Here is a 12181-nt window from a genome sequence, read left to right as displayed (position 1 = left end):
TATCTTAAGATATATCGCAAACGACGGAGCCCTATCCTTATGCGCGAACATCCCCCTCATGATCCCTTCGAGCGGCGCCCCGCCCGTGGCGAGCGCGGCCCGCGTGTCTTCGCCCCGGGTGACCTCAAGCTGCTGATGCTGGACTTGCTGGCCGAGCAGCCCGGCCACGGTTACGACCTGATCCGCCAGATCGAAAATCTGTTCGACGGCAGCTACAGCCCAAGCCCTGGGGTGATCTACCCCACGCTGAACTTCCTCGAAGAGGCCGAACTGATCAGCGGCCAGGTACAAGGCAGCAAACGCCTCTACGCCATCACCGATGCAGGCCGCAGCGCCTTGGTGGATCAGGCAGTAGCCCTGGATGGCGTGCGCATGCGCATCGAGGTCAGCAAACGCGCCCTGCGCGGCCACGACCGCCCGCCAGAGATTCATGAAGCGGTCGGCAACCTGCGCCATGCACTGCACATGCACAGCGGCCGCTGGACAGAGGAAGAAATCGAACGGGTCCGTGACCTGCTCAACCATACCGCCAAGGCCATCGCCTCCGGGCCCACCGAACCTTTCAGGGAGACGCCCCATGAGTGACACCATTCACCGCGTAAACCACGAGATCCGCCAGCGCCGTCTGCAGGTGCTGCGGGTCACCGAGCTGACCCCGCGCATGCGCCGCATCACCCTGGGGGGTGCCGAGCTGCAAGGCTTTACCAGCATGGGCAGCGACGACCATATCAAGCTGCTGTTCGCCGAAACGCCGGAGCAACAACAGGCCATCGAGGCCCGTAACCTGGGCAAGGACGGTGGCGCGCGGCCCACCATGCGCGAGTACACACCACGGCGCATCGACCTGGTGGCACATGAGCTGGACATCGACTTCGTGCTGCACGGCGACGGCCCTGCCTCTACCTGGGCCGCGCAAGCCGCGCCCGGGCAAACCCTGGACATCGCAGGGCCGCGGGCCTCGCTGGTGGTGCCGGATATTTTCGACAGCTACCTGCTGATCGGAGATGAAACTGCCATCCCGGCCATTGGCCGTCGGCTGGAGGAGTTGCCGGCGGGCCGCCAGGTGCTGGCAGTGATCCAGATCGAAGACGAGCACGAGCGCCAGCCGCTGCCAAGCAAGGCGCAGGTGGAAGTGATCTGGGTACGTCGCCAAGGGGAAGACTTGTTGGAGCTGGTGCGGAACCTGAGCTTGCCGCAAGGCCGGCTGTATGCCTGGGTGGCGCTGGAAAAAGCCCTGACTCGCCAGGCCAAGGCGTTGTTGCTGGAGAAAGGGGTAAAGGAAGATGCGCTAAAGGCTGCAGCCTACTGGCGGGCCAACGGGACTGCCGACGACGAGTGATCGTGCTTGTCTGATCTGCCGTCTTCGCGGGCAAGCCCGCTCCTACATCGATCGGGGATGAACACAACTCGGCGGTTGGGCACAAATCGGTGGTTGGGCACAGGCCGTTGTAGGAGCGGGTTCACCCGCGAACACCGGCGCAGCCGGTGCCACGCAACGCGCCGCCTGCTTCGCGGGTATGCACCATCGATACGACCAAGCGCTTCAGCCTCGAGCACCTCAGAAAAGCTCGACCGCTCGCAGCGTATCTACAGGAGGCCGCGCCACGTTGTTGCTTACCAACGAAGGTCTCGCTGCCCCGCCAAGGCCTGCGGCCCAAGCCATTGGGCCCCACGCAACAATGGCGTCAACTGCGCTTCAGGCTGCAGCTGGAACACCACCTGCGCCTGGCGTCCTGGCAGGTCGGCATCCACGGCCAGTTGATGTTGCCCTTGCTGCGCCAACTGCCCGCGCAGGTGCCAGCCACTGCGGCAATCCATTTCCAGCCAGCCGTGCCCAAGGCCTAGGGACCAAGGGTCGCTCAGGGCAAGGTCGGTTACGATCACGCGGCCTTCACTGGCCTGGCATTGGCGCCCTGTCCCCTGCATCCTCAACACACCCTGCCACTGGCCGGCCAGGCGGTAATCCGTCGAGACCGTCGCCAAAGGCCCCTTGGCTGATGCCTCCAGCCGCCAACGCCAGGGCCAGCCTTCTGCACGCAACTGCCAGGCCTGCCCCTGGAACCCCACTTGCGCGTTCGCCTGCAAGCGCCAGGGCTGCAGCGTCCAGCGCAAAGGCCCGACCGGCCCCCATTGTTGTGCCTGCCCTTGCCAGAGGCTTCCACCGACATCGCGTACCGGCAGGCCGAACGCACGCACCACCCAATTGGCCGGAAGCTCGATAAACAGCGTGAGCACGAATACCAGTAACACCCAGGCCATTGCTGCACTGCGGCTCATGGCTGCACCACCAGATCAAATCGCAAAGCCTTGCCCTGCTGCTCCAGCCCCCATTGCAACGGCAGTGCGCCTTCTGCACGCAGGCTCTGCACCCAGCCTTGCAGCATGCGCTCATCGGCCACCTGCCCGCGCAGTTGCCAGGCCTTGCCTTGCGTATCGACTTCGGTCAGTTCAACCCCACGGGCCTGGGCCGACTGACGTAGCCGCTCCAGGTTCAAACCGGGCCCGCCTTGCAGGCTGGCCGCCTGTTCGGCCAGCACACGCCACTGGCCAAGCACGCGCCATTGCGCAACGCCTTCGCGCAGGGCCAGGAAGGCCAGCAGCAGGGCGATCAGTCCCCAGGCGAACGTGAAGCGATGACGCTGTAGCCAGTCCCGGTTCATGAGGCTGCTCCCAGGTCGAAGATCACTTGGCCTTCTTGAACCTGCACTGTGGCGCCAGCGGCAGCCGCCATATCACGCCATGGCGGCGCACTGCCCTCGCCCTCCAGGCGCAGGTGCCAACGCTGACCATCGAAGCGCACCGCTTGCAGGCGCAAGCCGGGGTTGGCACGCAGCCAGGTCTGCAAGCGAGCCTGCAGGTCGTCTAGCTGACGTGTACGCAGTTGCTGCTGCAGTACGCTCTCGCGCAGGCGCTTGAGGGCCTGTGCCGCGTGCCGAGGGCTGGCCTGCTCGCCGGTCACGGCAACGACCTGGTTGCGCCAGAGTTGCGCCTGACGCCATTGCTGGCTCACCCACAAGCCACCCCAAACGGTGGCCAGCACCAGGCAAGCTGCCAGCAGCCGCTGCTGCTGGCGGGAGGCCGCCGGCAACGAACGCACCTTGCGGGCGCGGTCGAACAGGCCAGGCAATGTGTCGAGCGGCGCAAATACGGTTGGCCAATTGCCGCTCAGCGACGTCTTGTGCAGCCCTGCCCACGGTGGCTGCGGCACGCCACCCAAGGCATCAGGCCATGCCAGCCAGTGCTCCTGTCCGTCTTCGGCCAAGCCTTTGTAGAAGGACAGCCCGGGGGTGCGTTGCCATTGCCAGGCGCATCCTGGCTCGGGCGAAGGCAGCAGCTGCAGCTCCGCCCAGCAACGTACCGTCTGCAAGCCCCATTCGGCGCATTGGCCACGCCAGTCATCCAGCTGCTGACGCGCCACTACCAACAGACGAAGGTACCCCGGTTCACGGGCCAGGCAAGCACAGGCCACCTCATGCGGGGCCTGCAGCAAGCGATCCTCAAGCAGCAAAGGCCACTCTTCGCGCTTGAGCCCGGGCGGGGCCGGCACGCGAAAATGGCTGCACGCCTCGGCCGGCAGGACCAGCGCAACATGGGCCTGCGGGTTGGCCGGTGGCTCGCCCTGCCCCTGGCTTTGCAAAATACCGTCCTGGACCAGCGCCCAATGCCAGGCAGTACCCGGGCGCACCAGCAGCCACGCCTGGGCCGGCATACGCCGCCGCCATTCAAATTTCATGAGCGCCCCCATGGAAGGGCGAAGGTGCAGACATAGGGGGCTCCATCACGCAGCAGTTCCAGACGCACACCACGGCCTGGGTGCACCGGTTGGTCAGAGGGCCAGGCCAGCCAGCGGCCGCCCTGGTAGTACAGAACGTTCATGGCGCTGACCTGGTCGAGTCGTTCGCGCTGTACCCAGCGCGGGGCGACAGCGGCGTACAAGTCCGCCGAGCTTTCCAGCAGCAGGCGTTGCTCGCGGGCCTCGAACCGCAGGCGCTGGCGTTGCAGGCGCGAGCCACCTTCGGCTGCCGGCAGGCCGGTGCTGGCGACCCACAGCAACTGGTTGCTGGCGGGCTGCCAGTCCAGCCAACGGCTGGCCAGCGGCAGACGCTGGTCGTAGACACGGCGCAGCACCGGGCTGTCGAAGCGCCGCTCCAGGGCCAGGCAAAAGTCCAGCACCGAGGTTTGCCGAATGGTGTCCTGCAAGCGTTCGCGCACCTTCAGCCAGCCGTTGACCAGGGCGGCCAGCATGATGCCGAGCACGGCCGTCAGGGCCAGCGCGACCATCAGTTCGATCAGGGTCAAACCTGCCTGGCGGTGTTTCATGGGCGCTCCAGAAACACGGTGTACTGGCCCAGTGGCAGGCGCTGATCGCGGTCGGCGAACAATTGCAGTTCGCCACGGCGCAGGTCTCGCACGCCGGTACGGCGCAGTTGCAGTTGCCAGTGACACCGTTGGCCACCTTGGCCGAGCTCGCCGGCTACCTGGTTTTCGGCAGGCCAGTACTGCTCGACGGCAAAGCGGGCTTGCAGCTCACGCGCGCACAGCAGGCCAAGGCGGTGCTGTTGCAGGTTGTCCTGAACGGCCAGCCGCTGGCGCAGCACCTCGCTGGTGATCACCGCCAGCACGGCAGCGATTGCCAGGGCTACGGTCACCTCCAGCAGAGTGAAACCACGCTGTGCTTGCTTCATGGCACGACCCACATGCCATCGGTGCGGCTCCAGGCCCATTGCTGACTGCCATCGGCCCAGCGCCAGCGCACACTACCCGCCTGCGCCCAGCCATGCGGCGTGAACAGCACGCGCGGTTGCGGGCTGGCCGGCCAGTCCGGGTGCAGGCCCTTGGGCCAGTCGCCGAGCGGGACCGCTTCGACCACCCAGGCATTGCCCTCGCGGCGGACGAACTCCGGGCGCTGGCCATTCCAGCGCAACCCGCGCAGTTGCCCCGCATGCCGGGCCAGCGCGGCCTGGCCGCGGACCTCGACCGCCAGCCGTTGCAGGGCCTGCTCGACACTGGCCTGGCCGTTGCCAAGGCCGGCCACCGCCAGCCCGGTCATCAGCCCGGCAATGGCCAGTACCACCAACAGTTCGATCAGGCTGAAGCCGCGCTGATGACGCACCGTTACAGCGCCCAGTTCCCCAGGTCGGCATCCTGGCCTTCGCCACCCGGCAGGCCATCGGCACCCAGCGAGTACACATCGACCCGGCCATGTTCGCCGGGCATGCGGTACTGGTACGGGGTGCCCCACGGGTCCTCCGGCAGGCGACGCACGTAGCCATCACTGCGCCAGGCCCGAGGCACTGGCTCCTGAGCCGGCTTTTTCACCAGCGCGGCCAGGCCCTGTTCGCTGCTGGGGAAGCGCAGGTTGTCCAGCCGGTACATGTCCAGCGCCTGCTCCAGGGTGGCCAGGTCGGCCATCACCTTCTGCTTCATGGCCTTGTCCTGGTTGCCCAGCACGCTGGGCGCCACCACGGCGATCAACAGGCCGATGATGAAGATCACCACCATGATCTCCATGAGGGTGAAGCCGCGTTGGCGGTTACGTCGATGCTGCATGGCAATACTCCTTGTCGTCACAATTGCAGGCCCTGGTTGAGTTGCATGATCGGCAGCAGCACCGCCAGCACGATGAACAGCACCACGGCGCCCATCACCAGGATCATCAGGGGTTCGAACAGCGCCATGGCGGTATCGACCTGGCGGGCAAAGCCGCGCTCCTGGTCGTCGGCCACGCGCTCGAGCATGTCCGCGAGGGTGCCGCTGGCCTCGCCGCTGCCGACCATGTTCACCAGCAGCGGCGGGAATTGCTGGCTGGCATCCAGCGCACGGTGCAGGCTGGTGCCGCCCTGCACGTGTTGGCGCACCTGCTCCATGGCCAGGCGGATACGCCGGTTGCCGATGGTTTCGGTGGCCACTTGCAAGGCTTCGAGCAGGGCCACGCCACTGCCACAGAGAATCGCCAGGCTGCGCGCCAGGCGCGCGCTCTCCAGCACCTGCAGCAGGCTGCCAATACGCGGCAGGCGCAGCAGCAGCTGGTCGCGACGCAGGCACCAGTGCGGTTTGCGCAGCAGCCAGCCAGCCAGCCCCCCGAGCAACAGCGCCACCCCTAACAACCAGGGCCCGGCGTGCACCAGCCCCTGGCTCAGGCCGATCAGCAACGAGGTGATCAGCGGCAGGCTTTGCCCGGCATGGGCGAATTGCTCGGTGAGTTTGGGCACGACGAACGTCATCAGGCCAATCACCACGGCCAGCGATACCCCCATCAGCACAGCGGGGTAGATCAGCGCTGTGCGGGCCTTGTGTTGCTGGCGTTGCACCTGCTCCAGGTGGTCGGCCAAGCGGGTCAGCACCTGGGCCAGGTGCCCGGAACGTTCGCCGGCCTCGACCAGCGCGCAGTAAAGGCCAGTGAACGGTGCACCCTGCCGGGCCAGGCTGCGGGCCAGGCCCAGGCCTTCGGCCAGTGAGCCGCGCAAGGCCACCAGCACACTGTGCAAGGCGGGTTGACGCAGTTGCCGTTCAAGGGTGGCAAGGGCATCGACCAAGGGAATGCCGGCCCCGGTCAAGGTGGCCAGCTGACGGGTCAGCTCACACAACTGGGCGCGGCTCAGGCGCTGGCGTCGGGGTTGTCGGCTGCCGGCTTCATGGCGCTGCAACTGGCGGGCGAACAGGCCCTGCTCGCGCAGCAGCTGGCGGGCGTGGCGTTCACTGTCAGCCTGCAGGCTGGCCTTGTGCGATTTGCCGGCGAGGTCAACGGCCTGGTAGCGATAGGTCGGCATGCCTTAGCCCTGCACCACGCGCAGCACTTCAGCCAGGCTGGTTTCACCGCGGGCCAGGCAATCGCTGGCCATCGCCACCAGGCTCTGGCGCCGATCAGCCAGGTAATCCTGCATGGCCAGCTCACTGGCGCCGTCGTACAACAAGCCGATGAGCCCAGCGTCCAGTTCGATAAATTCGTACAGCCCCAGTCGCCCGATATAACCGCTGCCCTGGCACTGCTCGCAGCCCACGGCGTGATAAGTGCTGTCCAGTGCCGCCAGCTCGGGCCACAGCTCGCGCTCGGCGGCCTGTAGCGGCTGCGCCACCGCACAGCCGCACAAACGCCGCACCAGGCGCTGGGCCAGGACGCCGCGCAGGCACGAGGCGATCAGGAAGGGCTCGATGCCCATGTCGCGCAGGCGGGTCACTGCGCCTACCGCGCTGTTGGTGTGCAAGGTCGACAGCACCAGGTGGCCGGTGAGGCTGGCCTGCACGGCGATCTGTGCAGTCTCCTGATCGCGGATTTCGCCGAGCATGATCACGTCAGGGTCCTGACGCAGGATGGCGCGCAGGCCACTGGCAAACGTCAGCCCGGCACGCGGGTTGATGGCGGTTTGGCCAATGCCGGCGATGGCGTACTCCACCGGGTCCTCGACGGTGAGGATGTTGCGGCTGCCGTCGTTGAGGCTGTTCAGGCTGGCGTACAGGGTCGTGGTCTTGCCCGAACCGGTCGGGCCGGTGGACAACACGATGCCGTTGGGCCGCGCCAGGCAACTGCGCAGGCCCTGCAATACCGCTGTCGGCATGCCCAGGTTATCCAGCGCCAGCAGGTTGGCCTGCTTGTCGAGCACGCGCATCACCACCCGCTCGCCGTGGATGCCGGGCAAGGTCGAGACCCGTACGTCCACTTCGCGCCCCGCCGCGCGCAAGGTGATGCGGCCGTCCTGGGGCTGACGCTTTTCAGCAATGTCCAGGCGGGCCATGACCTTGATCCGTGATACCAGCATGGCCGACAACGCACGTGGAGGGCGCAGCACCTCACGCAGGTGGCCATCGACCCGCAAACGCACCACCAGGCTCTGCTCGAAGGTCTCGATATGGATGTCCGAGGCGCGCAGCCGCAGCGCCTGGCCGAACAGGCCGTTGATCAGGCGGATCACCGGGGCTTCGTCGTCGCTTTCAAGCAGGTCTTCGATGCGCGGCATCTCGCTCATCAGGCTATCCAGGTCGACCTGGTCGCCAATGCCTTCGATCAGCGCTTCGGTGGCGGCATCGCCAGCCTGGTACAGCTGGCCAAGGCGCTCGTCGAACAGCGAAGGTTCCAGGTATTCGAGCAGGCTTGGCTGGCCATGCACACGCAGCAACTCCTGCAACTGGGCATTGTCGGCGTCGGGCCGCAGCCATAGCTGCCAGCCCTGCTCTGCCGGGGCCATGGCCACTCCGCTCTGCCGTGCCTGGCGATAGGGCAGCATCACCAGTCACCGCCTTCCAGGCGTGCGCGGCTGGCGGGGAATACCTGCAACAGCCGCGCGCCCTCTGCAAGGTCCGGCAATTGCAGCGGTGTGGTCTGCTGCAGGGTGCGGTACTTGTCTTCACTGAGGCCCGCCAGGCTCGGGCCGTCGCGCAGAATGCGCGGGCGGATGAACACCATCAGGTTCTGCTTGGCGTTCCTGGTGGCATCGGAGCGGAACAACCGGCCAAGATAAGGAATGTCGCCGAGCAGCGGCACACGCTGGTTGCTGGTACTCAACTCGTCGCTGATCAGGCCGCCAAGTATCACCAGGCCGTTGTCCTCGACCATGACCTTGGTCTTGATCTCGCGCTTGTTGGTGATCACGTCGCTGGCCGAGCTGGTGTCGGCAATCGACGACACCTCCTGAACGATGTCCAGGCGCACGCTGTTGTCGACATTGATCTGCGGCTTGATGCGCAGCTTCACCCCGACTTCCTTGCGCTCGATGGTCTGGTACGGGTTGGCGTTGTTCTGCGTCACGGAGCCGGTGACGAAGGGCACTTCCTGGCCAACCAGGATCGATGCCTCGGCGTTGTCCAGGGTCAGCAAGGTGGGCGTGGACAGCAGGTTGAAGCCGCTCTTGCCTTTCAGCGCGTTGATCAGCATGGCGAAGTTGAAGCCCCCGCCGAAATGGCCGATGCCCGCCGTGGCACCGGTGGTGGTGGACAACAGGTCGCCCAGGGCCTCGTTGTCGCCACTGGCGGCGGCCCCGGCAATGCTGGCGATATTCACCCCGTTACTGCCGAAGTTGACGATACCGGCGCCGAACTTCTCGTCGGCGAACAGCCACTGAACGCCCAGCTCCTGGGCGCTGCTGTCGGACACCTCGGCGATGATCGCTTCGACCACCACCTGGGCACGGCGAATGTCCAGTTGCTCGACAATGGCCCGGTACGCTGCCAGCTCGCTGTCGGGGCCGACCATGACCACGGCATTGGTCCCTTCTTCGTATTCCAGGCGGATACCCGGGCCACCGGAGGCTGGCATCACCGGCCGGTCCTTGCCCTCTGCCTCGCCCGCGCCTTCAGCCGGCACCGCCCCTTCCTGGCTGAGCCCTCGCAGCACCTTGACCACTTCACCAGCATTGGCATGGCGCAGGTAGATCACCTGGGTGCTGCCGCTGCCCGGTGCCTCTTGAGGGCGGTCGAGCTGGCGCAGCAGGCTGGCGATGCGTTCGAGGTTGCTGCGCCAGTCAGTCACCACCAACTGGTGCGCCGCCGGGTACGGTGTAATCACCCCAACCCGCGGGTCGATCAGCGGTTTGAGGATGCCCAGTACCTGTTCGCTGGCGGCGTTGCGCACGCTGAATACGCGGGTGGCCACGCTGTCGCTGCCCTCGCCCTGCTGCCCGCCCGCCTCTACCGGCACCGGCTCCAGGCGCGCGGCCTGGTCGGGCACGATTTTCACGCTGCCGTTGGGCAGGTCGACGGTGGCATAGCCCTGGGCGCGCAGTTGGGCCAGGAAGATGTCGTAGATAGCGTCGGCGTCGTGCAGGTCGACAGTGCGCACGGTGACCTTGCCCTTGACCCGGGGGTCGACGATGAAGGTGGTGCCGGTGATACGCGACACGCTGTCGATGAACTCGCCGAGTTCGGTATCGACGAAATTCACTTCGTACATCGGCGTACCGTTGTCATCGAACACCGGCTCTTGGGCATAGGCCATGGACAAGGCCAGGCTCAGCGCAGCCGCCATGCAGTATCTAACAGGCATCGTTCATCCTTGCCGCTTGAAGCCGGTCACGGCGGGGCGTGGCGGCCAGGGCAGGCGCTCACGCCGCCCCTGGTTGTTGAAAATCAGGCCATCGCTGTCGATGTCCTGCAGCACGATCCCTGGCGCCAGGCGCTGACCGCGGGCCAGGGTGCGCACTTGCTCGCCGTAGCGCAGCACCACCACACTGGCGGCCAATGGCTGGGCCTTGAGGCCGCCGAGGTATTGCAGCGGCAGACGGGTAATGGTGATGGCGCCGTCGTCGGGCGGCGCCTGCCAGTGACCGACCATCAGCCCGGGCAGCAGGCTGTCGGCCACCGCAGACGCCGTGGCCGGGTGTGGCTGCCGGCTCAACTGCAGCACACACTGCGCAGACAACCAGCCGGCCAGGGTCAGGCCAGCGCCGGTGAGCAGGCGCGAGGTGAGCATCACGAGGCCAACTGCCGTGGGTGCCAGCCTGGGTGCCCCTGCACGTAACGCACTTCGGGCAGTTGCAGCGGCGCCAGTTGCCAATTGTCAGGCTGGCGGGCCAGCCAGGCTTCAACCCGCTGCCACAGTGGCTCGCCGGCCTGGCTTTCGAATTGCAGGCCAAAGGTGCGGCAAAGGCCCTGCACCGGCTCCAGCCCCGTGATGCGCTTGCCTTGTGGGCTGTAGCTGACGCTCCAGGCCTGGCCCAGCCAGCGCGGCAGGTCCTGGCTGTTGTCCAGCAGCAGCGGGTCACCGAACAATTGTTCAGCGGCGTTTTCCAGCACTTGTTCGACCTGCCTGGCCGGTGCCTCGACCACTGGCGCCGGGTAGCCACCGGTAAGGCTGATCAGGTGTTCGCGGGTAATGGGCGCCCCTGCTGCCAGCGGGTAGTCATAACGCAGGCCCGGCAACAACACGGGCATGCTGCTATCGTCGGCCAAGGCTTGATGCAGCAGGCGGTCCCAGCTGCCGCCACGGGTATCGCGGCGCCACAAGGCCTGGGGCGCGCGGGCCAGCGGCTGGTCGAGCCAGGCCGCGTGGCCGGCCCGTTGCTGGTGCAGTTGCGCCTGCAGTGGCGCGACACGCAGCTGCGCGGCAGGCGCCAGTTGCTGTTCAAAGGCCGGGAAAAAACGCCCGTCGAACTGCCACTGGCCGGCCACACGCTGGCAGCGCAGGCGGAAGGCACCGCTGCCCCGGCAGCCGGCAAACAGCACCGGTACGCGGCGACCGCTGGCCTGGGTGACCTCGACCGGCGCGGGCCACAGGTCCTGACCACGGGCGCACAACAGCACGTCGATTTGCGGCACCCGTTCAGCCAGCCACAGGCCGGGGCCCGTGCCTGCATCGGCCATGGCCACCACCAGGTCAGCCTCGTGCCGGGCTTGTTCGAATACCGGCAGCAGAGACTGGTACCACTGTTTAAGTGAGGCTTTCTGATCCTGGGCGTACGGGTCGGTCACGCCGACCACTGCGATACGGGCACCGCCGCGCTCAAAAACGTGCAGGGCTTGCACACCCAGTGCCTGGCGTTGTGCGTCAGCCAGCCCGGCGCCGAGGGTAATGGCGCTGGCCTGGCGATACAGGCCCGTGCTGCGTTGTGGCCACAGCACACGCTCATCGCTGCTGACCCGCGCTTCGATGCCCAGCAGTTGGCTGCCTTGCACACCACTTTCGCCCTGGGTCAGGTACGCCAGGCCACTGCCATTCCAGCCCTGGCCGTTCTCCAGGGTCAGGCTGTTGCTCGCACCGGCCTCGCCACGCAGTTGTTCCAGCAACGCCGCGAGCACCGCATAACCGCCCAGTTGCGCTGTCGTTGCCTGGCTGGCATCCAGCAGCGGCGCCAGTTGCGGGTAGGCGATACTGGCACTGCGGCCAGTCATCCAGGGCGCGCGGCCCAAATGGCTGACCGGCCCCAACCGGGTAGCCGGTACCACCGCCTGGCCAGGCTGGCGGGCATCGAGGGTATCGGCCACGTACAGCAAGTCGAGCTGGGCGTTGCCGCCCTGCTGCCCTGGGAAGGCTGTGCAGGCGCCGAGCAGCGGTGCCAAGGCACCGATACCCATCCAGCCGATCACTTCGCGCCTGTGCACACTGCTCGCCATCGCATCCGCCATCCTTATCCACATCTATTCAGGGACCCGGATGTTGCGGCGTTGGCATTACAGTTTGATGGCAGAAATCCGACAGCAATTCCAATTTGATCTGTAGACCACAAATCTAAGAACTGGCAGTTTTAAAAGC

The 12181-nt window shown here is 66.4% G+C and carries 14 protein-coding genes; 2 read left to right on the top strand and 12 right to left on the bottom strand.

Annotation, left to right across the window (positions count from 1 at the left end):
* Window positions 1–39 precede the first annotated feature (39 nt).
* Window positions 40–585, top strand: coding sequence for a PadR family transcriptional regulator (locus tag REH59_RS05425; protein ID WP_014859958.1), 546 nt, complete (start codon window positions 40–42; stop codon window positions 583–585).
* Complete coding sequence (locus REH59_RS05420; protein ID WP_014859959.1) at window positions 578–1339, top strand: siderophore-interacting protein; 762 nt, start codon at window positions 578–580, stop codon at window positions 1337–1339. Before REH59_RS05425 ends, REH59_RS05420 begins: the two co-directional genes overlap by 8 nt.
* Before the next feature lie 275 nt (window positions 1340–1614).
* On the opposite strand, the gene REH59_RS05415 is transcribed toward REH59_RS05420, so the two are convergent.
* From REH59_RS05415 to REH59_RS05360, 12 genes are read right to left on the bottom strand one after another with little or no spacing between them, the layout of a single operon-like run.
* Window positions 1615–2277, bottom strand: a complete 663-nt coding sequence (locus tag REH59_RS05415) for a hypothetical protein (protein WP_003254991.1) — start codon at window positions 2275–2277, stop codon at window positions 1615–1617.
* Window positions 2274–2660 carry a type II secretion system protein GspM gene (gspM, locus tag REH59_RS05410; protein ID WP_014859960.1) on the bottom strand — a complete coding sequence of 129 codons (387 nt, stop codon included), beginning with the start codon at window positions 2658–2660 and terminating at the stop codon, window positions 2274–2276. Before gspM ends, REH59_RS05415 begins: the two co-directional genes overlap by 4 nt.
* Window positions 2657–3733 (bottom strand): type II secretion system protein GspL, encoded by a 1077-nt coding sequence (locus REH59_RS05405; protein ID WP_245150121.1) that lies wholly within the window; start codon window positions 3731–3733, stop codon window positions 2657–2659. The genes gspM and REH59_RS05405 overlap by 4 nt, the downstream gene beginning before the upstream one ends.
* Complete coding sequence (locus REH59_RS05400; RefSeq protein WP_012051376.1) at window positions 3730–4320, bottom strand: type II secretion system protein; 591 nt, start codon at window positions 4318–4320, stop codon at window positions 3730–3732. Before REH59_RS05400 ends, REH59_RS05405 begins: the two co-directional genes overlap by 4 nt.
* Window positions 4317–4685 carry a type II secretion system protein GspI gene (locus tag REH59_RS05395; RefSeq protein ID WP_014859962.1) on the bottom strand — a complete coding sequence of 123 codons (369 nt, stop codon included), beginning with the start codon at window positions 4683–4685 and terminating at the stop codon, window positions 4317–4319. The genes REH59_RS05400 and REH59_RS05395 overlap by 4 nt, the downstream gene beginning before the upstream one ends.
* Window positions 4682–5113, bottom strand: coding sequence for a type II secretion system minor pseudopilin GspH (gspH, locus tag REH59_RS05390; protein ID WP_003254996.1), 432 nt, complete (start codon window positions 5111–5113; stop codon window positions 4682–4684). Before gspH ends, REH59_RS05395 begins: the two co-directional genes overlap by 4 nt.
* 2 nt (window positions 5114–5115) lie before the next feature.
* A complete protein-coding gene (gene gspG, locus REH59_RS05385; RefSeq protein WP_004575677.1) occupies window positions 5116–5550 on the bottom strand; it encodes a type II secretion system major pseudopilin GspG in 435 nt (144 codons plus the stop codon).
* A 17-nt stretch (window positions 5551–5567) separates the two neighbouring features.
* Window positions 5568–6770, bottom strand: a complete 1203-nt coding sequence (gene gspF / locus REH59_RS05380; RefSeq protein WP_014859977.1) for a type II secretion system inner membrane protein GspF — start codon at window positions 6768–6770, stop codon at window positions 5568–5570.
* 3 nt (window positions 6771–6773) lie between these two features.
* Window positions 6774–8222, bottom strand: coding sequence for a GspE/PulE family protein (locus tag REH59_RS05375; RefSeq protein WP_014859978.1), 1449 nt, complete (start codon window positions 8220–8222; stop codon window positions 6774–6776).
* On the bottom strand, window positions 8222–9958 hold the full coding sequence (gene gspD, locus REH59_RS05370) for a type II secretion system secretin GspD (protein ID WP_128573629.1): 1737 nt from the start codon (window positions 9956–9958) through the stop codon (window positions 8222–8224). The genes REH59_RS05375 and gspD overlap by 1 nt, the downstream gene beginning before the upstream one ends.
* A 21-nt stretch (window positions 9959–9979) precedes the next feature.
* Window positions 9980–10402: a hypothetical protein gene (locus REH59_RS05365; RefSeq protein ID WP_003255004.1), complete on the bottom strand. Its 423-nt coding sequence runs from the start codon at window positions 10400–10402 to the stop codon at window positions 9980–9982.
* The gene (locus REH59_RS05360; RefSeq protein ID WP_265536606.1) at window positions 10402–12042 is read right to left on the bottom strand and encodes a lipoprotein UxpA; all 1641 of its coding nucleotides are present in this window, start codon (window positions 12040–12042) and stop codon (window positions 10402–10404) included. Before REH59_RS05360 ends, REH59_RS05365 begins: the two co-directional genes overlap by 1 nt.
* Between the last annotated feature and the right edge of the window lie 139 nt (window positions 12043–12181).

The sequence above is a fragment of the Pseudomonas sp. BO3-4 genome, assembly GCF_034044115.1.
GTDB classification, from domain to species: domain Bacteria; phylum Pseudomonadota; class Gammaproteobacteria; order Pseudomonadales; family Pseudomonadaceae; genus Aquipseudomonas; species Aquipseudomonas alloputida.
The sequence above is the reverse complement of the archived record's forward strand: the minus strand, read 5'-3'. Positions and strand labels throughout refer to the sequence as shown.